Origin of the sequence: Gemmata obscuriglobus (assembly GCF_008065095.1) — a bacterium.
GTDB lineage: Bacteria > Planctomycetota > Planctomycetia > Gemmatales > Gemmataceae > Gemmata > Gemmata obscuriglobus.
The window spans coordinates 628,550-648,738 of sequence record NZ_CP042911.1 but is presented as its reverse complement, the minus strand read 5'-3'; the positions used below and the strand labels follow the sequence as shown (position 1 = coordinate 648,738).

Here is a 20,189-nt window from a genome sequence, read left to right as displayed (position 1 = left end):
CTTTGTTGGGGTCGGCCTCGGTTGGGTGTGGTGCTCGATCGGCACCCTGCTGTGGTTGGCGGCACTGGCGGCCGGCTACGGCGGGTTGGACACGGGCCTGTCTCGGTTCAAGTCCGAGCCGTGGGCGCCGGTCGCGGCGGCCGCGTATTTCGGGTCCGTGAGCGGCGCCTGGGTCGGCAGCGCCGTCGGCCCGGTTGTCGTCGGGGCGTCCCGGCGCCGCCGGCCGGTGCTCACCAGTTCGTTCCTCGCTGCGGCGGTGGGCGGGGCGTCCGCCGCGACCGGCGGTGCCGCGCTCGGCTGGCTCCTGTGGCGGGGAGGAGCCGGGCTGGAGTTGGCGCTCAAAGCGACCTTGTGGTTCGGGGCGGCGGCTGGCGCCCTCGCTGGCGTGTGCGCCGGCTGGGCGGTCGGCCACCCCAGGGCCGGCGTGTACCCGGCCGCACTTGCGGGCTCGCATGACGGCGCGGTTGCCCGCGCGGATGATCGGACCTCCTCATGACCCGATACACCCGCCGCTCCGTCCTGCGTCTCGCTGCCATCGGCGGCGCCGGCTCGCTCCTCCGGGCCGGGCACGCCGGGCCGCCTCCGGCGCCCGCGCCCGAGGGACCGGTGGACTTCGTCACACCAGCGACCCAAACCGCGATCGACAGCGGGCTGGCCTTTCTGGCCCGGTCCCAGCGCGAGGACGGCGGGTTCGCCACCGAGCGCCCGCCCGGCCCGACGGCCGTTGGAGTCGCGGCCCTGGCGGGGTTGGCCCTGTTGGCCGGCGGGCACCACCCGGGCCGCGGCCGGTACGCCCGCACCGTTTCCCGCACCGCTGACTACCTGCTCGCGGCCGCCGACGGACCGGTCAGCGGGTTCCTCACGCCGCCCGGCGGCCCGCGGGCCGTCACCGAGGAGTGGAACCAGCGGGCCATGTACTCGCACGGCTTCGGGTGTCTGTTCCTGGGCGAACTGTCCGGCACGCTGCCGGACCCGGAACGGCAGCGGCGGGTGCGGGCGGCGCTCGAACGGGCCGTCGGGTACACCGTCCGGGCGCAGTGCCCGGACGGCGGGTGGCGGTACACCCCGCACCCGCCGTACTCGGACGCGTCGGCCACCGTGGCGCACCTCCTGGCGCTGCGGGCGGCGCGGAACGCCGGGGTGCTGGTTCGCAAGGAGGTGATCGACGCGGCCGGGCGTTTCCTTCGGGCGTGCCAGCGGCCGGACGGCGGGTTCTCGTACACCCCCGGCGCGGGCGAGACGTCCATGTTCGCTCGCAGCGCCGCCGCGCTGGTCGGGCTGTTCAGCACCGGGGCGTACAGCGGGCCGGAGGTCGAGCGAGGGCTGCGGTACGTGCAGCAGTTCCGCCCCGGGCGGTCGCTCACGTCCCGCGAACTCCCCCCGGCGTACTACTACTACGCCCACTACTACGCGGCCCTGGCGATGTGGACCGCCGGCGGAACCTACTGGGCGGCGTGGGCCCCGGCCGCGCGCGACGAGCTCCTCGCGCGGGCCCGGGACGGTGCGTGGGACGACCGAATCTTCGGACCGGTGTACGCGACGGCGATGAGCCTGATCGTGCTCCAGTTGTCCGACCACTACCTGCCCATCTTGCAAGCGTAGGCCCCGCGGCGCGTGCGGTGAGCGCGTCCGGCACAGCCATTTGCTCGCTTGTAACCGACCGCGAGTCGTCCTCCCCCTCCACCGACCGATTTCGCCACGCACAGGATCTTCACACCCGACACGGTTTCCAGCTCGTGAAAGGTGGCTCCCGGTCGCTAGCTATAAGCGGTACACCTCACCTCGATCGGAGGCCCCGATGTTGGCTCGCGTTCGTCGCGCGGGCGAATGGCGCGGGCAAGCCCCGTTACAGCGTGGTGCTGGGAACAGACCTCTCTCGTGTGAACAAGGGCCGCGAGGCCGCTCTCGACCCCGATTCGATTTGGAGCCCCCGATGTCGACCGTTGCGCCCGAAACCGTTCTGACCCAGCTCGGTTGGCGGTATGCCACCAAGAAGTTCGACCCCGCAAAGAAGATCGCCCCGGACCTGTGGTCGCAGCTCGAACGCGCCGCGACCCTGTCGCCGTCGTCTCTCGGTATGCAGCCGTGGAAGTTCGTCGTGGTGACAGACCCGGCGGTGCGCCAGAAGCTCCACCCGGCGTCGTACAACCAGTCGCAAATTCTGGACGCATCGCACCTCATCGTGTTTGCCGCCAAGAAGCCGCCGACGCCCGCGGACGTGGACGCAGTCGTCGCGCGGTCCGCCGCGGTCCGCGGGGTGACGCCCGAGAGCCTCGACGCGTACAAGAAGATGATGCTCGGCGCCCTGTCCGGGATGGACGCCAAGCAGGCGCACCAGTGGGCCGCGAAGCAGTGCTACATCGCCCTCGGCACCTTCCTCGCCGCCGCGGCGCTGGTGGGCGTGGACGCGTGCCCGATGGAGGGGTTCCAGGCGGACCAGTACGACGAGATCCTCGGGCTCAAGGAAAAGGGGCTCGGGGCCGTGGTGATCGCCACCGCCGGGTACCGCTCGCCCGACGACAAGTACGCAGAGGCCCCCAAGGTCCGGTTCCCGGTGGACGAGGTCGTGGTCCGCGTGTGAACGCGCGGGCCGCGCGACGTGTCGGAGTGTCGCCCAACCCTTTACGAGATACCGAATGAATCGCCTCGCGCTCGGCCTGCTGGTCGTTCTCGCCCCCGCGCCGGCGCTCGGCGCCGACTGGCCGCAGTTCCGCGGCCCGTCCGGCTCGGGCGTCGCGGACGACCAGAAGCCGCCGGTCAAGTTCGGGCCGAAAGAGAACCTCGCGTGGAAGGTCGCGGTGCCCCCGGGCGCGTCGTCGCCCGTCGTCATCGGCGACAAGCTGATCCTGACCGCGTTCGAGAACAACAAGCTGTTCACCATCTGCTACGCCTGCGCCGACGGCAAGGAGCTGTGGCGCGCCGACGCGAAGGCGACCAAGATCGAGCCGTTCCACCCGACCGAGGGCAGTCCGGCCGCGTCCACGCCGGTCAGCGACGGGAAAACGGTGGTGAGCTACTTCGGCTCGTGCGGCCTCATCGCGTACAGCCTCGAAGGCAAGGAGCTGTGGCGGTACGACATGCCGACCGCGGTGACCAACAACGAGTTCGGCAGCGGCACCTCGCCGGTTCTCGCCGACGGGCTCGTGCTCCTGGCCCGCGACCTGTCGAAGGACTCGGCGGTGTTCGCGATCGACCTCGCGACCGGGTCGCAGAAGTGGAAGGCCGAGCGCAAGTACCAGAGCGCCTACAGCACCCCGCTCGTCTGGACGGACAGCGGCAAGCGGGTGCTGGTGGTGCCCGGGATGACGACGCTGATCGGGTACGACCTGCTCTCCGGTAAGGAGCTGTGGGCCATCAACCGGATGGCGGCGGTCGCCTGCACCACGCCGGTGGCGTACAAGGACACGCTGGTGTACGCGGGGTGGTCCCCGGGCGGCGCGGACTTCAAGCTCCCGACGTTCGACGAGATCCTGAAACAGGCGGGGGACGAGAAGCTCGGCTACCTGACGAAAGAGGGCGCGCAGAAGACCGCGTTCGGCAACTTCTTCGACAACAACGACCCGAACAAGGACGGCAAGATCACCCCCGAGGAGTGGGCGATCAACATGAAAGTGCTCGCCTCCGGGGAGAACCGCGCGGTCGCGCTCAAACCGGGCGGCAAGGGCGAACTCGCCTGGACCTACACGAAGCACCTGCCCTACGTGCCGAGCCCGATCGTGTACCGGGACAAGTTCTACCTGTTAAAGGACGGCCCGCTGCTCACCTGCCTGGACGCGAAGACCGGTAAGCCGGTGTACGAGGCCGAGCGCATCAAGGCCGGCGCGCGGTACTACGCCTCACCGGTCGCGGCGAACGGGCACCTCTACGTCGCGTCGCTCGACGGCACGGTGGCGGTGGTGGCAGCGGATGAGACCGAGCCCGAGGTGGTCCACGCGGTCAAGTTGCCGGAACCGGTCCGCGCGACGCCCGCGATCGCCCACAACACGCTGTACGTTCGCAGCGACAAGTTCCTGTACGCGTTCGCTGCGAAGAAGTGAGCGGGAGAGGGTCGAAAGGGCACCGGCTCACGCTCCTACTTTTTGTGCTTTTGCTCCCGTTTTAGCAGCCTCTGACCGAACCCAGTAGTTTCCAGTTCGTCACGCCAACGTTGCCCCCGCCTGCGTCAGCAGGCGGGGGCAACGTTGGCGTGTTCGGATCTCCCGGCCGATCGACTCCTTCGCTCACGGGGCTGGGGCTGACCGATCAATAACCGGGGCCGCTACAATCTCCCGCACCTCACACGGGAGACGCCATGCCTCAGCCCCTCGGGTTCGCGATCGTCGGTTGCGGAATGATCGCGCGGTTCCACGTTCGCGCGCTGCAAGAGATCCCCACGGCACGCGTCGCGGCGCTGGTTAGCCGCAGCCGGTCGAGTGCGGACAAGCTGATCGCGGACACCAAACTGCCGCCGTGTCCCGTTTTCACCTCGGTCGAAGACGCGGTGAAGGCGCCCGGCGTGGACGCGGTCATCATCACCACCCCGAGCGGCGCGCACCGCGAGCCCGCCCTCGTCGCCGCTGCGGCGGGCAAGCACGTCGTCGTTGAGAAGCCGCTCGAAATTACCGGCCCGCGGTGCCAGGAGATCATCGACGCCTGCGACCGCGCCGGGGTGAAACTGTGCACCATCTTCCCGTCGCGGTTCGGTGACGCCAACGGCGCCCTGAAGGCCGCGGTGGAGGCCGGCAAGTTCGGCCGCCTCACCCTCGGCGAAACGACCTGCAAGTGGTGGCGCTCGCAGGCCTACTACGACGAAGGCGGGTGGAAGGGCACGCAGGCGCTCGACGGCGGCGGGGCGATGATGAACCAGGCCATCCACAACGTGGACCTGCTGCTGTGGCTGATGGGCGACGCCACGCACGTGAGCGGGCTCACGGCCACGCTCGCGCACGAGCGGATCGAGGTGGAGGACACGGCGGTCGCGGTTGTCCGGTTCAAGAGCGGGGCGCTGGGCGTGATCCAGGCGACCACCAGCGTCCACCCCGGCTACCCCAAGACCGTCGCGGTCCACGGCGACAAGGGCTCGGCGGTGATCGAGCAGGACGACGTTCTGAAGTGGGACTTTACGCCCGAAACGCCGGACGACTGGATGGTGAAGGGGCGGTTCGCGGCGCGGGTCGGGGCGAGCGGCGGGTCGGCGGACCCGAAGGCGATCAGCCACGAAGGGCACCGCCGTCAGCTCGCGGACTTCGTCGAGGCCGTGCAACAGAACCGTGTGCCGAAGGTCGACGGGCGCGAGGGCAAGAAGGCGGTCGATCTCATCTGCGCGGTGTACGAGAGCGCACGCACCGGGCGCACGATCACCCTGTAACCGTTACGGTCCCCCCGCCGGGCGTGCCGTTTAACATTCAAACGGCGCGACCGCGGCGGGCCGGTTTCAGTTGGCGGGCTTGTCGCCGCCCGGCTTACGGAACCGCGCCGGCAGCTTCGGCGCCTCTTGCGGCGGCGCGGGCGGCTTCACCTTCAGCGCCTTGTCCGCGATGTCGGTCCGGTAGTGCATCCCCGGGAACTGGATCAGTTTGACCGCTTCGTACGCGCGGGCCTTGGCGTCCGCGAGCGTGTCGCCGAGCGCGGTCACCCCGAGCACCCGCCCGCCGTCGGTGACGGTGCGGTTGCGGTCGTCGACCCTCGTGCCCGCGTGAAACACCTTCACGTCCGGAAGCCGGTCCGCATCCGCGACGCCGGTGATGACCTTCCCGTTGTCGTACTTACCGGGGTAGCCGCCCGCGCACAGCACCACACACACCGCCGGCCGCGGGTCCCACACGATCTTGTCTTCGAACTCCTGAAGCCGCTCGTCCGCGACGGCCTCGAGCAGGTCGAGCAGGTCCGTCTTCAGGCGCATCATCAGCACCTGCGTCTCGGGGTCGCCGAACCGGCAGTTGAACTCCAGGACGCGGGTGCCCTGGTTGGTCAGGATGAACCCGCCGAACAGCACCCCCTGGAACGGGTACCGGTTCCGCTTCATCCAGTGGATCGTGGGGAAGAAGACGGTCTTCTCCCACTCCTTCATCAGCTCGGGCGTCGCGACCGGAGCCGGGCAGTAGGCGCCCATGCCGCCGGTGTTGGGGCCGGTGTCCCCGTCGCCGACCGCCTTATGGTCCTGGCACGCGGGGAGCGGCAGGAACGTCCGCCCGCTTACGAGCGCGAGGACCGACACCTCCTCGCCGTCGAGCCGCTTCTCCACGACCACGTTCCGGCCGGCCTTCTGGCCGAACTCGGCGTCGGTCATGATGCGCTTTACGGCCTGGGTCGCTTCCGTGCCGGTCTTGCACACCACCACGCCCTTGCCCGCGGCCAGCCCGTCGGCCTTCACCACCACGGGGTAGTCGCGGGTTTCGATGTAGTCGCGGGCCGGCTGGGGGTGGTCGAAGACCCGGAACTCGGCGGTGGGCACGTCCGCGTGGCGCATCAGCTCCTTGGCGAACACCTTGCTCGACTCGATCCGGGCGGCCTCCTTCGACGGCCCGAACACCTTCAGCCCCTTGCCGCGCAGGAAGTCGGCAAGCCCGGCCGCGAGCGGGTCCTCGGGGCCGATCACCACCAGCCCCACCTTCTCCCGAAGGCAGAACCGCTGAAGCTTGTCCGTTTCGGTGTGGTCGATCGGCACGTTCGTGATGCCGTCCCGCGCGGTTCCCGCGTTGCCCGGGGCGCAGAAAATCGTTCCCGCGCGCGGCGACTGTTTCAACCGCCATGCGAGCGCGTGCTCGCGCCCGCCCTTCCCGATCACCATCACGTTCAGCATTGCAGCCGTTTCGCCTTCGAGTTGCCAAGGGGTGGTGATGTCAGTTTATCCGTTACGCAACTGAAAGCGAAGTGGTGTTACGGCCTTCGTCCGCGCCCAGGGCCGGTGAAGTGCGATTCCTCTCGACTCACTTCAGAGCTTCGCGTAGACTAATAATGCGTTTAGCCCGAGCTAGTCGTGTGGGGGATTCTTGTGCGCGTTTCGCGAATTGCCCTGGCAGCGGTGCTGAGCAGCCTCACCGTTCTCGGGCTGCCGGGGTGTTCGGGTGGACCGCCCGCATTCGAGAAGCCCCCGGTGCGGGTGGTCGTTACCACCACCATGATTGCGGATCTCGTGAAGAAAGTTGGTGGCGACCGCGTGTCGGTAGACGCCCTCATGGGTCCGGGCGTCGACCCGCACCGGTACCAGCCGACCGCGGGCGACCGCAAGAAAATCGACGCCGCGCACCTCGTGTTTTTCAACGGCCTGCACCTCGAAGGCAAAATGACCGACACCTTCGAGAAGAGCCGCGGGCGCGTCCGCGGTTACGCGGTTACCGGGGCGATCGATAAGGACCAACTCCGGCACGCCGAGGTGGACGGCGGCGAACACGACCCGCACGTCTGGTTCGACGTGGCGCTCTGGGCGAAGACCGTTGACGTGGTTCGTGACGCGCTCGCGGCACTCGATCCCGCCGGCGCCGCAGATTACGAACGGAACGCGACGGGCTATCGGCGCGAGCTCGAGGCGCTCGACACGGAAGTGCGGCAGGCGCTCGCGGTCGTGCCGAAAGAAAAGCGCGTGCTGGTCACGTCGCACGACGCGTTCGGGTACTTCGGGCGCGCCTACGGGTTCGAGGTACGCGGGTTGCAAGGGGTCAGTACGGCCAGCGAGTCCGGGACGAAGGACGTCAAGGAGCTGGTGGATTTCCTGGGCCGGAACAAGATCCCCGCGGTGTTTACGGAAACATCGGTTCCGGACGCGGGGCTGAAAACGGTTCTCGACGCGTGCCGCCGCGACCACAACCACACGGTGGCGCTGGTGGGCGGGGACGAGGCGCTGTACTCAGACGCCCTGGGCGAACCCGGCACGCGCGGGGAAACGTACGCGGGCATGGTGCGGCACAACGTGGCGGTCATCGTGCGGGCGCTGGGTCGGTAACGGGCCGGTGACGAATCGAGGACGTGATGATCGAGTCGGCTGCTCTCAGCGGTCCGGGTGCGGTGAGCGAAAGTTCGCCGGCGGCACCCGCTTTTCACCGACCGGTACTCGGGGCCCCGCACGCGCTGAACGCGATCGAGGTTCACGACCTGACCGTTGCGTACCGCGAGAAGCCGGTCCTGTGGGACATCGACCTGGCCGTTCCGCGCGGGGTGCTGATGGCCGTCGTCGGCCCGAACGGTGCCGGGAAAACCACGCTCATCAAATCGATGCTCGGGCTCGTGAAACCGGTGTCGGGCCGCGTGCTGGTGAACGGCCTTCCGTACTCCCCGCACTCGCAGGCCGTGGCGTACGTGCCGCAGCGCGGGACCGTCGACTGGGACTTCCCGACAACGGTGTTCGACGTGGCGCTCATGGGCACCTACGGGCGCCTCGGGTGGTTTCGCCGGCCGGGAGCCGCCGAACGCGCCGCGACCCGCGACGCGCTCACGCGGGTCGGTATGGCCGACTTCGCGGACCGTCAGATCAGTCAGCTTTCGGGCGGTCAGCAGCAGCGGGTGTTTCTGGCCCGCGCGCTCGTTCAGGACGCTCCGGTGTACCTGATGGACGAGCCGTTTCAGGGGGTCGACGCGGTGACCGAAAGGGCCATCGTGGACGTGCTGCGTGGGCTGCGCGATCGGGGGCGCACGGTGCTGGTCGTTCACCACGACCTGTCCACAGTGCCCGAGTACTTCGACTGGGTCACGCTGCTGAACGTGCGGAAGGTGGCGAGCGGGCCGACGGCAGCGGTGTTTACCGGGACGAATCTGAAAGCGGCTTACGGCGATCGGTACACGGGCCGCGCGTAAGTCAGCTCGCGCGGGGCGGCAGCGCGCGATAGAAGTACGTCGTGCTACAGAACTCGCCGTGCGGCGTTAGCGCGTAGTTCGGGATGTCGCCGGCGCGGACCCAGCCGAGGCGTTCGTACAGCCGCGCTCCGTCGCCACCCGTAACCGCGTCTAACACCAGCAAGGTGCGCCCGTGCTCGCGGGCCACGTCCTCGGCCGCACGCATCAGCGCGGCCCCCACACCCCGCCGCCGCGCCCGCCGGTGAACCAGCATCTTCGCCAAATCGGCCCGGTGCGGTTGGTTCTCGGGGAGGCCGAAAATCACCTGCACCGTGCCGCACACGCCCTCTGCGTCTTCCGCAACGAGTACCGCACGCTCGCCCCGTTCCACGCCGTCCGCCACCCTGCGCCAAAAGTTCGTCGCCCGCTCGCGCGATAGCGGGAGCATGAAGCTGACCGACGCGCCGCCCTCGACGCAGTCGATCAGCACGTCCGCCAGCGCATCAACATCCGCGTCTTGAAGCGCACCGAGGCGCCGAACGGTCCAGGTGTGTGTGCTCATCGCAACGAAATGGGAAGGGACGCGATCACCACCGCGTAACGCGCCGGCTCCCGCGTGGGGTTGTGGAACACCGTCGGTCGGTCGAGTTGCATCGCGAGGCAGTCGCCGGCGCTGAGTTGGTGCCGGTCCGCGCCGAACGCGACCTCCATCGCGCCTTCGAGCAACCAAATCTGTTGGTACACGCGGGCGTCGCGCGGGCCGGTCTCGAACGCGACCGTGGCCCCGGGCGGGAAATGCACCTCGACGATCTGAACCGGGTTCGAGGTGCCGGGCGGGGACACGTTGCGCCGGGTGTACCCGGAGCCCGGGTCGGTCCACTCGGGTTGCTCCGACCGCCGCGCGACCGGATGCGGAACCGCTGGTGCGTTGAAGAGGTCGGCAAGCATGACCCCGAGGCCGGTAGCGAGCTTGTCCAGAACTACCGCCGTTGCGCTGCTCTCGCCACGTTCGATGAGCGAGATCATTGAGCGGCTCACCCCGCACTTGCCTGCAAGTGCGTCAAGTGACAGCCCCGCGGCGGTACGCAATTCGCGCACACGGGTTGCGATTCGTTCATTCAAGCGAGTTGCAGCATCCACCATGATGGATTAATCATCCACCATGGTGGATGCCGCATCAACAAGATTTCGGGCAAATTCATCATCGTCACGAAGTGTTTGTGCGGGTGCTTATGCTCGGAGCGGGCATCGGTCACCATCGCCCACTCCAACCCCGGTTCCCGCACCCGGTTCGATGAGCGCCGGCAGTGTGACGAACTCGTGGTTCAGGAATTGGGACATGCAGAGCAGAGGCGCAAAGGTCGCAGCCGGCCCCGGTAGCGTCGCGCGGACGGCCGCGTTCACGGCATGCGCGTGCCCCCGCGCCAGGTGCCAGAACTGCTCCCGGTGTAACGTGTGCACGCGGTCAAAATGGCACCCAGAGGCCCTACTCTACCGTCGCGTCCGAACCGTGATAATATTTCTACACGCCGTGAGCATAATACATTCAAAGAATTGTATACAATCACGCTACACCAACTTAAAACGACTGGAATCCAGTGGTTTTAAGTTCGGGCGTGTGCTCTCGTTTACTCTGAAGAGCGCGGGCATCTTGCCCACCTGAGTCACGCGGTGGTATCGCGACACGAGTACGCGTGTGCCGTACTCGTGCGCGTCGCAAGGCAGCCGGGACGGCCGCGCTCCGCAGAACGAACCAATTGCCTGCGCTACACTTAAAATGACTGAATGCGGTGTCAGCCTTGCGATAACGCGAAACGGCCCGGGCGGCGCCCAGTATCACGGCTGGGGCGAGCGGGCCGGTACGGTGCCCCCGGCCGGCTGAATCGTGCTCGCCCCGCCTCCGGTAGCGCCGCGCTTGCGGTACGTGATCTGGTATTCGGTCGTGTTCGTGCTGGTGACCATGCCGTTCGTGCTGATCCGCTCGCCCGGCATGTTCGGCTGCTTCTTGTTGGGCGTCATCTGGGTCTGCGTTTCCTGGTTGTTCATGACCCGAGAGCCGGTGACGACTTCGCGCTCGTCAACGATCTCAAAATCCGGCCCAACGTGCTTCCGCATCAGTTCCTCCGCCTCCTGGCGGTAACGGAACGGGGGGCTGTTCGTGTTGGAGGGGATCGCGACCACCCCCGAGTCCCCTTGTTTCGAGACGTACCGGGCGGACGCGCACCCCATCAGGTTCGTCACGCACCCTAAGATAAATACGATGGCAACTGTACGACCCATAGCATCTCCCCCGGACGAAGCCCCCCGGCCTCAACGGCTGGGCCGGATACCGTCGCGGGGTGGCGGAATCAACGCGGCTTCGCGACGGCGCTGTGCGGCGGGTGCGGTGTTTCGTATTTCGACTTTAACGCCTTTCGCCGCTGCGACACCCGCCCATCGAGTGCCCCGCGACCAGGAACGATGTACTGCCCCGCCTGCGACTACCGCAAGAACGCCCTCGGCGCGGACGCGTGCGGCAACTGCGGGTTGCCGCTCACGCGTCTGAACGCCCCGGCGCCGAACGGACCGGTCGAGGCCAGCCTCATGCGAGAGCCGGTGTCGGTGCTCGATCCCCGTCCGCCGATCACCGTGGACGCCGGGGCGACTCTCGGCGACGCGGTGCGACGGATGATCGACGGGCGGACCGGCGCGGTCCTCGTGACCGGTCCGGGTGGCGAGTTGGTAGGTATCCTCACCGAACGCGACTTCCTCACAAAGGTGGCCGGGGCGCCGGGGTTCGAGGCGCGCCCGGTCCGCGAGTTCATGACGCTCGCCCCGGAAACAGTCACTCCAACTGACACACTTGCGTTTGCACTGGGCAAAATGGACGCGGGCGCGTACCGGCACCTACCGGTCGTTGAGGGCGGCCGACCGGTAGGCGTTATTTCGGTAAGAGACCTGTTGCGCCATGTCACAGAAGTATGCCCGGAGAATTAATCTTGTGTGCGGCTCCTGCGATTGTGCAAGGTTCGTGAAAAAATCAGTTGACGCCCACGGCCGCTCTGCAACAATATTCTTTCGATGGGGGTGATGCGACTTCGGTCGACGACTCGCGCGGTGGCTCTTTCGCATTATTTCGCACCGCATTTTTGCCGCCGGCTTTTGAGCTTCCTCCATCAGCTTCTTAACGCGCTTTGCCGCGTTTGTTTTTCTCCATCCCTACCGCCGGCTTCGCCTGCCGGTCTGAGCCACTGTGCTCATTTTTCGGATCTTCGCCCGTGCAAGGAGTACCCATGACCCATATTCGTTCAGGGCGTTTGCGCCCTGGCTTCACCCTAATCGAGTTGCTAGTGGTGATCGCGATCATCGCGATCCTCATCGGGCTCCTGCTGCCCGCCGTGCAGAAGGTGCGCGAAGCCGCGGCCCGCATGACGTGCTCCAACAACCTGAAACAGATCGGGCTGGCTGCACACAATTATGAGAGCGCTCGTGGCTATTTGCCCCCGGGCTATTTCGGCGCGTACCCGGATCGAAACAGTGGTGAATCTGGCTACACGTCTAACTACGAAACGGGTGTCAGCGCGCTGACGGCAATGCTCCCGTACATGGAGCAGGACAACATCTTCCGACAAATACCTGCCCAGATGTCGGAAAACGATTCGTTCCCGACGACGCCAGGCTACTTTTATGGTTGGTGGGAAACGGGAGCCGATCCGGCTTGGGCGATGGCCCAGACGAAAATCAAGACGTTTACATGCCCATCAGACACTGACAGCCGGCCGCAGCGGACCATTGCTTATTGGTACTGGCAACAGGGCACCGGGAACGGCGCCGATAACTTTGGGTATGCGTACTGGTCAGCAGATTACAACATGGCCAAAACAAACTACGCCCCTGTCGGCGGCGCGTGCGGCACTCGGGCGAGCAATCCGTCCTCAAGTTTCGGCCCGAACGTGAACATCGCTCAGTTCAGCGGAATCTTCGGGAACCGGACGAAAACCAAGATTGTTGCTATCGCTGACGGGACTAGCAACACGCTCATGTTTGGTGAAGGGGCAACGCGGAATGACAATGTCGTGATGTGGCAGTGGATGAGCATCTTCCCTGTTCCCACCCTCATCGGTTTGAGCAACAACACGGCGAGCACGCAGACGGTCTTCCGCTTCGCCAGTCGTCACACTGGAACCGTGAATTTTTGCATGGGTGATGGCGCGGTGCGGTCTCTGCGCACCAGTGGCACCACGACTTGGGACCCGGCTACAAACGAGTGGCTGTTGTTACAAAAAATGAGCGGCATGGCCGACGGACAAACGGTCGACATGTCCGGTCTCAGCTACTGAATTGTAACCCAGGGACCCGGTACGCATTCGGGTCCCTCTTTCGTTTTGTTCGCGGTTTACGCTCGCTCGGAGGCTCAATGAAACTGCTGCGACGCTTGCCATTATCTGCCGTTTGCATTATCACGCTTGTCCCAACAATCGGTTGCGGGAAAAGCGGCCCGGCTCAACCGCCAGCTCAGCCGGTCGCGCAACCGCCTGAGCTGAACAAAGCCGAACCGCGCGGCAAGGGCGCGAAATCGAACAAAGACCGGATCGGCGGTGGGGCGACGGACTCTCCCCAAACCGGTGGCGGGTTCAAGCAAGGTGATTAAGTTTGACGGTCTTGTGTTGCGACTCGCTCGGGTCGCAACACGTAACAATCACTGCACCCCTGCCGCATGAGTCATAAACAGCCGGACGGCTCGAACAGCGAGAATGGTCTGGATCGCAACGATATGCGGCGCCACCCCTCGACATGCATCAAACTAATCAATCAAAAATTAGTACCGTGTCGTATATGGTACACGACACGGTACTGATTGCCAGTTCGTCATAAGCCATCAACGGATGCCGTTACTCCGCCCCGCTCGCGGTGCGCGGGCCGGCGGCCGGGTGGGTCCTCAACCCAGTCATTCAAGAAGCCGACAGCACAACCTGAACGCTGAGTAACGTGTGGCCGGGCTTGGCGGCGTCGTACTCGACCGTCACGACCGTGCGGGAGTCCCCGGCCGTCAGCGGAGAGGTGATCTCATACGTCGCTAAGTAAGTCACCTTGTTGTCACGCACGTTAGCCGGATGAATGCGTGCCGCGGCCGTGCCGAGCAGGCCCTCGACCTCTGTTCTCGGCAACCCGGGTTGGAGTCGGGCCAAGAGTTGGCCGATCCGGTCCGGAGTTGCAGACTCAGAAGGCGGAGGGAGAGGGACAGTTCGCGATGGCACCGAATTGTCGAGCGTGGTCGAGTTACGGCTTGGTACCGGCGCGCCGGGCCGTTCCATTCCACACGCCCACCCGATGAGCACGGCCGCGGTGCCCCCGAGTAACGCATAGACCACATAAAGTAACCGGCCGGACCACATCTTTCGCCCTCCGCCGAGCGCGGCGGCCGCGCCGCCACAGCAATTCCGTTTCAAGACCCGCCTACATGTACACTGTGGCGAACGTTTCGTTTTTTTTTTTTCCGCACGCCCCCTCCTTGAAGGGAAAGGGTGCGAACACCCGCTATTCGCTTGCCACTGAACGAGATTTCGCGGGAAACGTGCGATGTAGCTGGGGGCGGCGGTGCTTCAATCTGCGCGTTCTCCACTCAATCCGGTTTTCTTCATCGCGACGGTCGGTATGGGACGCCGACGCTTCGGCCGGCACCTCGTGTGTTGTCTAACCTAGAGCGGAGCAGGTGTGATCCGGATTAATTTTAGGTGAACCATTGCAGCATCGTTGAGGACATCGCCTGGCCACTCGCGGGCGCCACTCTCCGGCTTGCCATCAGGTAAATAGGGCCACGCATTGACACGCCCGAGCGAGGGAAGGCGTGCCGGCCCTCGTTCAAAACCAAACCTCTCGTAAACACCGGTAGTGCCCATGCGCCCTTTGTCCACGAAGTCACCCCGATGGAACGGCCTGCGAGACCAGTACTCAACGCGCCGAACAGAGGAGCCAGTTTACACGACTCATGGGCGGTACTGTACCCCCCGTTACAATGCCGCGACGGGCACACCGGTGTCTCTCGGACTGGACATCGGCTACCAACCGGCTACCCGCTCGCTGGCAGTTCGCTGGCTGGTTGCTACCCACGAATCACACGTCTTGTTTCAAAGTGTCAACACCAATGCCAACCCGATCCGGTGCCGTTTGTACCGAACGATCGCCGCGCAACATCTTTCTTCCGCATCATTTGCGGTCGGCAAGCGCCGACAAAGAGCAAAAGCTCGCGATCGGCAATTGAGCCCCATATCGCGCCTGGGACGGCTCCCGAAGCCCGTTCAGCGACTGCCGTGCGACTGGCGATTCCGCGGCGCCGAGGTCAGCGGGTTCATCGCATTCGTGCCAAGGGGACTTGGCTCACGCGCCTTCGGGGGTTTCAGGGTAGCGGTCCGGCTCGGGCGGCAGGTTGAACACCAGCCCCGGGAAGTGTTCGACCAGATAGTGAACCACCCGGCGCGCCGACAGCACGCCCACCGGGCGGCCGGCCTCGTCGACCACGGGCAGGTGCCGGTAGCCGCCCCGTTGCATCCGCTTGATCACGGTCCGCACCGAGTCCTTCGGCGCCACCGTTACCGGGGCCGCGGTCATGAACAGCCGGATGGGGGCGCCGAGCGGCTTTTGGGGCGCGAGGACGCGGGTGAGCAGATCGCGTTCGGTAAAGATGCCGACCACGCGACCCTGCTCCGTGACGAGCAGACAGCCGACGTTGCCGGCGCGCATCTCCTCGACGGCGCGGGCGACGGTGTCGTCCGCATCGACCCAGCGGGGCGGCGCCGGGTCGAGCCGAGACACGCTATCCACCTTGAGGTTGCGGGACAGCTCCATCAGATACAAGCACTCGTGAACGCCGATGGTGCGCGGGGATCACACGCCTAGCGCCCGGAGGGATGAACCGCTGTTCCCACACGGGGGAGAGTGTTGAGGGGACGTTCGCTCGCTGTTATTGTCCGAACGCACGCCGGCCGGGCAAGGCCGGTCGCACGAGAGGCGGGCGGGCGGTGGGTGCGTGTCGGTTCGCCTTTGTTCGAAATGCGCGCCCCGCGTGCGGAATGCCGGCGACTCAGGCGACCGGCAGACCGGCCGCAACGGCCCCGGCGGTCCGGGCCGCGTGAGCCCGTAGTTCCGGCACCGCGGTGCCCTCCCCGTCGCGCGCCCGGAGGAACGGGCCGACGTAGTACAGCACCGACGAGGGCGCGCCGTCGGCACCAACCACGGCACCGTCCGGCGCGACCTCGATGCCCAACCCGAGCGGGTCCGGGCGTGCGGCGCCGCGGGCCAGTAGGTCCGCGAGCAGCGGGTCGCCGGCCCCGAGCGCGTTCGTTGCCGGCCCGGTACAGTTGACAACGGCGCCGACTCGAACCGTCCGCTCGGCTCCCCCGCCCTTGGGGGCGAAGGCCACCTCGACACCGGAGGGGTGTTCATCGAACCGCGTGAACCGGCCCGCACACACCGCGAGCCACCCGCTCGCTACCAGGTCGTCGATCGCGGCCCCGGCGGCCGGCGCGAGCCGGTGCCGGTGAGCGTCCCAGTACGGGCGCAGGTGGCGGAAGAACCGGTGCCGGTCGGCGGTCCCCAGGGACTGCCACAGGCGGGGCGTGTACGGCCGGAGCGCGTCGATCACCTGGCGCCAGTTTCCGCCGCCCGTGGTCACCTCTCGCACGCACCGCCGCACGGCCCGCACGTGAGCCCGGAGGGACCGCGGCCCGTCTCCCATGCCGGAAGGGACGTGAGACGAATCCGGGGCCGGAACGGACGGATCGTGCGGCCGGGGGAGCAGCCCGCGGCGCGACACCGCGATCGCGCCGGGCAGCCCCGCCGCGTGCAGGTCGAGGGCCACATCGGCCGCCGTCAGCCCGGTGCCCACCAGGAGCGCCGGCTGGTCCCGCGGCACCGCGGCCAATGCGCCGGCGGCCCACGGGTCGCGGACGTACCGCTGCGAGTCGAGGAACGTCCGCGGAACGCCGGGCGGCGGCGCGGGCGGGTAGTGCCCGATCGCGAGGACCACGCGGTCCGCCCGAAGTTCCTCACCGGCGGCGGTCGTGACCCGCACGCCGTCGAATCCGGGTACAACCGAAACCGCTTCGCCCACGACCCGGCCGAGCGCCCCGGCTCCGGCGGCGTGCTCGGCCTCGGCCAGGATGTGCTGGAGGTACTCGCCGTAAACCGACCGGCGCACGAACGCCCCGGGGCTTGCGCCGGGGTCCGACTGCCGCACGAAGCGGAGGAAGTGTTCGGGATCGTTGGGCAGCGCCGACATGCGCCCGGCCGGAACGTTCAGCAGGTGGGACGGGGAGTTGGTGCCGTAGGCGACGCCGCGGGCCATCGCCCCCGACCGGTTCACCATCACCACCCGCAGCCGCGCGGTTCGCAGCAGGTGCGCCGCGACCATCACGCCGCTGAACCCGGCGCCGATCACCACCACGGTATGCGACGAACTCACACGCACCTCCGACCGCTGGCGCGGCGCTGCGGCTCCAGGGCTGATTTGGAGGGAGAGGGGTTGTTATACCGGTTCGCGGAGCGCTGGTCCGACGCCCCGGCGGGTCAGAATTTTTTTCCGCGGCCGTGTCCCGAGCCGCGTTCGCCGTGGGGTTACGGTGACCGGGCGCCAACCAGTCTGAGCGCCTCCCGCTCAGACCCGCTGCGCCCGGCGGCCACAGCTTGGACCGCGGCCCGCACGCCGAAAACGCTTGAAATGCCAATAAAAAGAAACGAGCCGCCGGGGACCACCCCCGACGGCTCGTTCCGCCCAAGCCTCCGACGGTGTCCCGCTGACACCGCCGGGGTTGCCATGCCGAAAGCACATAATGCACGCGGTATGCCAAAACGCACCGGGCGGGTACGGCGGGCACGCCGACGAGCGCCCCGGGACTCATTCCCCGCGCTCGCCCGGGGTGTCACTCTTCGCCCCGGCGGCGATGTGTTTGGGCACCTTCACCGGGGCAATGTTCCACGCGAGCCCCACGAGCTGCAGCGCGCGCACGAAGGTGAACGTGAGGTCCAGCTCCCACCACCGGTGCCCCTGCGAGCACGCCCGCGGCGCGGCGTGGTGGTTGTTGTGCCACCCCTCGCCGTTCGTGAGCAGCGCCACGACCCAGTTGTTGGTGCTGCGGTCGCCGGTGTTGTAGCTCCGGTAGCCCCAGCGGTGTGCGGCCGAGTTCACCAGCCAGGTGATGTGCCACACGTACACCGTCCGTACCACCACCGCCCACATGAACCACTGCACCCCGAACTGCACCGCCCCCGCGGCCGTGTCGGAGAACAGGAACCCGGCGCCGAACCCGAGCGCGGCGAGCGCGGCCACGTGCGCCGCCCACACGAGCAGCCACTTCTCGCCGCGGTGCAGCCAGCGGAGGAACTTGTCGCCCATCAGGTCCGGGACGTACCGCGCGTAGGTGTCCAGCTTCTGCCGCCGCTCGTCGGCGGTATAGATCCACTCCATGTGGCCCCAGTAAAAGTGCTCCCGCGGGCTGTGCGGGTCGCCCTCGTCGTCGCTGTGCTGGTGGTGGATGCGGTGCGTACACACCCACCACAGCGGCGACCCTTCGAGGCTGCACACGCCGCACAGCACCCACAACCGCTCCAGCGCCTTCGGGAACTTCGCGGCGGAGTGCGTCAGCATCCGGTGGTAGCCGAGATTGATGCCGAGCGAGCCGAAGATGAAGTTCCCGACCAGCACGACCGGGATGCCCCACCACACAAATGTGTACGGCAGGAACGCGAGCGGCACCAGCAGGTGCATCGCGACGATGGCCGCGACGAACCAGAACACCCGCCGCTTGCGGGCCCTCGCCGCGGGGGCCGCGGGCGCGGCCGGGCCTGTGGCGGGCGGGGTGGGGGCGGCGTTCGAAGCGGGAACCGTACTCACGAAGTACCCTCAAGGACTGGGCGCGAGTTGTTGCGGGCCGGCGGGGGTGTAGTCAGAATAATACCCGCGTGCAATTCCGTCAGTGTGAATTCACCTCTCCCCGGGTACCCGAAGGGCTCGGTTATGTCGTTCAGCCCGATGGAACTGATGATCTGCTGCGCGGCCCGCGAGTTGGAGGACGGGAAAACCGTCGCGGTAGGCACCGGGTTGCCCTGCGCCGCCGCGATGCTGGCGCAGCGCACCCACGCGCCCAATCTGGTCATCATGTTCGAGGCCGGCGGGGTCGCGCCGCTGCTCCCCACGATGCCGGTGAGCGTCGGCGACAGCACCACGTTCCACCGGGCCGTGCTCGCGACTTCGATGGCCGACGTGATGCAGTTTTGCCAGCGGGGGCTGGTCGATTACACGTTTTTGAGCGGCGCCCAGATCGACCCGCACGGCAACCTCAACTCTACGGTGATCGGCCCGCACGGACGCCCCAAGGTTCGGCTCCCCGGCAGCGGCGGGGCCAACGACCTCGCGTCGTTCTGCTGGAAGACGCTGATCGTGATGAAGCACGACGCGAAGAAGTTCGTGGAGCAGCTCGACTTCCTCACCACGCCCGGCTACCTCACCGGCCCCGGCGCGCGGGAGGCCGCGGGGCTGCCGGCCCGTACCGGCCCGCACCGCGTCATCACCGACCTGTGCGTGCTGGACTTCGCCCCCGAGTCGCGGCGGATGCGGGTGCGGAGTCTGCACCCGGGCAAAACGCTCGATCAGGTTCGCGCCGCGACCGGCTTCGCGCTCGAGGTGTGCGACCCGCTCGGCACGACCGTCGAGCCGAACGCGGAACAGTTGCACATCTTGCGCACGGAGGTGGACCCGGGGCGGTACGTTCTGGGGCGGGCGGGCTGAGTGCTACCGCGCGCCCGCCGCGCCGACGAGCCGCGCGCCGAGCCGGTAGCGGAGCGGGGCGAACAGTGGTGCGTTTTGGTCGCCGGGAACGCCGAGCAGGTTCAGGCCGTCGAGGTGCGAGGAGGCGTTGAGCAGGTCCACCACCCAGGGCGAGAAGTCGAACCGGGTGAACCGGAGTGCGCGGAGCTGGCGGAGCCGCGGGGAGTGTGCCACGGCGTCGACCACCCGCGCCAGGCCGACGGGCCGCTCGGCCCACAGTTCGAGTTCGCCCCAGCCGGGGTTCCAGTGTCGCTCCAAGAAATCGGCGACCGGGTAGTGCGCCGTCACGCGCAGGCACAGGCTCCGAACCCAGGGCAGCGCGGCGAGCCGTTTGTACCGGTCCAGGAACGGCTCGATCGGGGCTGCCAGCGCCTCCGGAAAGCCTCGCCGAAACGCCCACTGCGCCTCGGCGAACTGCGGTACCCGAAGGTCGGTGAGCCACCGCCCGCGGTTCCGCTCTTCTAACTCGGCCTCGCGCATCAGTTGCGCCTCACCGGCGTCCGGCAGGCACTGGAGGCGGATGAACTCGGCGCGCTCGGCGCGGTCGTGCTCGTCGAGCCAATCCGCGTAGACCAGTCGCGGCGTGTCTTCGTCCGGTTGCGCCCCGATCGCCGCCAGAAGGGCGTCTTCATCGCTCATG

Annotated in this window: 21 protein-coding genes; 11 read left to right on the top strand and 10 right to left on the bottom strand. The window is 67.3% G+C overall.

The window, feature by feature from the left end:
• The first annotated feature begins 25 nt into the window (after positions 1–25).
• The 5 genes from GobsT_RS02795 (at position 26) to GobsT_RS02775 (ending at position 5,347) form a co-directional block, all read left to right on the top strand.
• Positions 26–496, top strand: coding sequence for a hypothetical protein (locus tag GobsT_RS02795; RefSeq protein ID WP_010051006.1), 471 nt, complete (start codon positions 26–28; stop codon positions 494–496).
• Entirely contained in the window at positions 493–1,602 is a 1,110-nt protein-coding gene (locus tag GobsT_RS02790) for a prenyltransferase/squalene oxidase repeat-containing protein (RefSeq protein ID WP_010051009.1), read from the top strand. The genes GobsT_RS02795 and GobsT_RS02790 overlap by 4 nt, the downstream gene beginning before the upstream one ends.
• A gap of 331 nt (positions 1,603–1,933) precedes the next feature.
• Positions 1,934–2,581, top strand: a complete 648-nt coding sequence (locus GobsT_RS02785) for an NAD(P)H-dependent oxidoreductase (protein ID WP_010051011.1) — start codon at positions 1,934–1,936, stop codon at positions 2,579–2,581.
• A 55-nt stretch (positions 2,582–2,636) separates the two neighbouring features.
• Positions 2,637–4,037, top strand: coding sequence for an outer membrane protein assembly factor BamB family protein (locus tag GobsT_RS02780; protein ID WP_010051013.1), 1,401 nt, complete (start codon positions 2,637–2,639; stop codon positions 4,035–4,037).
• A 254-nt stretch (positions 4,038–4,291) separates the two neighbouring features.
• Positions 4,292–5,347, top strand: coding sequence for a Gfo/Idh/MocA family protein (locus GobsT_RS02775; protein WP_010038707.1), 1,056 nt, complete (start codon positions 4,292–4,294; stop codon positions 5,345–5,347).
• Positions 5,348–5,413: 66 nt separating this feature from the next.
• On the opposite strand, the gene purD is transcribed toward GobsT_RS02775, so the two are convergent.
• Positions 5,414–6,781, bottom strand: a complete 1,368-nt coding sequence (purD, locus tag GobsT_RS02770; RefSeq protein ID WP_010038709.1) for a phosphoribosylamine--glycine ligase — start codon at positions 6,779–6,781, stop codon at positions 5,414–5,416.
• Positions 6,782–6,973: 192 nt separating this feature from the next.
• Here purD and GobsT_RS02765 point away from each other — a divergent pair, with 192 nt between their 5' ends.
• Together GobsT_RS02765 and GobsT_RS02760 are read left to right on the top strand one after the other, a co-directional pair.
• Positions 6,974–7,921 (top strand): metal ABC transporter solute-binding protein, Zn/Mn family, encoded by a 948-nt coding sequence (locus GobsT_RS02765; RefSeq protein ID WP_148087589.1) that lies wholly within the window; start codon positions 6,974–6,976, stop codon positions 7,919–7,921.
• 26 nt (positions 7,922–7,947) lie between these two features.
• Complete coding sequence (locus GobsT_RS02760) at positions 7,948–8,769, top strand: metal ABC transporter ATP-binding protein (protein WP_010038713.1); 822 nt, start codon at positions 7,948–7,950, stop codon at positions 8,767–8,769.
• Position 8,770: 1 nt separating this feature from the next.
• Here GobsT_RS02760 and GobsT_RS02755 read toward each other — a convergent pair whose 3' ends face one another.
• From GobsT_RS02755 to GobsT_RS02745, 4 genes are all read right to left on the bottom strand, one after another.
• Positions 8,771–9,310, bottom strand: coding sequence for a GNAT family N-acetyltransferase (locus tag GobsT_RS02755; RefSeq protein WP_010038715.1), 540 nt, complete (start codon positions 9,308–9,310; stop codon positions 8,771–8,773).
• Positions 9,307–9,891, bottom strand: coding sequence for a helix-turn-helix domain-containing protein (locus GobsT_RS02750; RefSeq protein WP_029600838.1), 585 nt, complete (start codon positions 9,889–9,891; stop codon positions 9,307–9,309). The genes GobsT_RS02755 and GobsT_RS02750 overlap by 4 nt, the downstream gene beginning before the upstream one ends.
• A complete protein-coding gene (locus GobsT_RS37425) occupies positions 9,867–10,007 on the bottom strand; it encodes a hypothetical protein (protein ID WP_162097353.1) in 141 nt (46 codons plus the stop codon). The genes GobsT_RS02750 and GobsT_RS37425 overlap by 25 nt, the downstream gene beginning before the upstream one ends.
• Before the next feature lie 577 nt (positions 10,008–10,584).
• Entirely contained in the window at positions 10,585–11,028 is a 444-nt protein-coding gene (locus GobsT_RS02745) for a hypothetical protein (protein WP_148087588.1), read from the bottom strand.
• 180 nt (positions 11,029–11,208) lie between these two features.
• Between GobsT_RS02745 and GobsT_RS02740 the strand changes: the two genes are divergently transcribed.
• The 3 genes from GobsT_RS02740 (at position 11,209) to GobsT_RS02730 (ending at position 13,378) form a co-directional block, all read left to right on the top strand.
• Positions 11,209–11,724, top strand: coding sequence for a CBS domain-containing protein (locus GobsT_RS02740; RefSeq protein WP_010038721.1), 516 nt, complete (start codon positions 11,209–11,211; stop codon positions 11,722–11,724).
• 296 nt (positions 11,725–12,020) lie between these two features.
• Positions 12,021–13,067, top strand: coding sequence for a DUF1559 domain-containing protein (locus tag GobsT_RS02735; protein WP_010038725.1), 1,047 nt, complete (start codon positions 12,021–12,023; stop codon positions 13,065–13,067).
• A gap of 77 nt (positions 13,068–13,144) precedes the next feature.
• The gene (locus GobsT_RS02730; RefSeq protein ID WP_148087587.1) at positions 13,145–13,378 is read left to right on the top strand and encodes a hypothetical protein; all 234 of its coding nucleotides are present in this window, start codon (positions 13,145–13,147) and stop codon (positions 13,376–13,378) included.
• 301 nt (positions 13,379–13,679) lie between these two features.
• Here GobsT_RS02730 and GobsT_RS02725 read toward each other — a convergent pair whose 3' ends face one another.
• From GobsT_RS02725 to GobsT_RS02710, 4 genes are all read right to left on the bottom strand, one after another.
• Positions 13,680–13,916, bottom strand: a complete 237-nt coding sequence (locus tag GobsT_RS02725; RefSeq protein ID WP_010038727.1) for a hypothetical protein — start codon at positions 13,914–13,916, stop codon at positions 13,680–13,682.
• 1,189 nt (positions 13,917–15,105) lie between these two features.
• On the bottom strand, positions 15,106–15,573 hold the full coding sequence (locus tag GobsT_RS02720; protein ID WP_010038729.1) for a CBS domain-containing protein: 468 nt from the start codon (positions 15,571–15,573) through the stop codon (positions 15,106–15,108).
• A 235-nt stretch (positions 15,574–15,808) separates the two neighbouring features.
• Positions 15,809–17,188 (bottom strand): FAD/NAD(P)-binding protein, encoded by a 1,380-nt coding sequence (locus GobsT_RS02715; RefSeq protein WP_010038731.1) that lies wholly within the window; start codon positions 17,186–17,188, stop codon positions 15,809–15,811.
• Between the two features lie 432 nt (positions 17,189–17,620).
• The gene (locus tag GobsT_RS02710) at positions 17,621–18,616 is read right to left on the bottom strand and encodes an acyl-CoA desaturase (RefSeq protein ID WP_148087586.1); all 996 of its coding nucleotides are present in this window, start codon (positions 18,614–18,616) and stop codon (positions 17,621–17,623) included.
• Positions 18,617–18,739: 123 nt separating this feature from the next.
• Here GobsT_RS02710 and GobsT_RS02705 point away from each other — a divergent pair, with 123 nt between their 5' ends.
• On the top strand, positions 18,740–19,510 hold the full coding sequence (locus GobsT_RS02705) for a CoA-transferase subunit beta (protein ID WP_010038738.1): 771 nt from the start codon (positions 18,740–18,742) through the stop codon (positions 19,508–19,510).
• Between the two features lie 3 nt (positions 19,511–19,513).
• On the opposite strand, the gene GobsT_RS02700 is transcribed toward GobsT_RS02705, so the two are convergent.
• On the bottom strand, positions 19,514–20,188 hold the full coding sequence (locus GobsT_RS02700; protein ID WP_010038740.1) for a TIGR02996 domain-containing protein: 675 nt from the start codon (positions 20,186–20,188) through the stop codon (positions 19,514–19,516).
• Position 20,189: the final 1 nt, after the last annotated feature.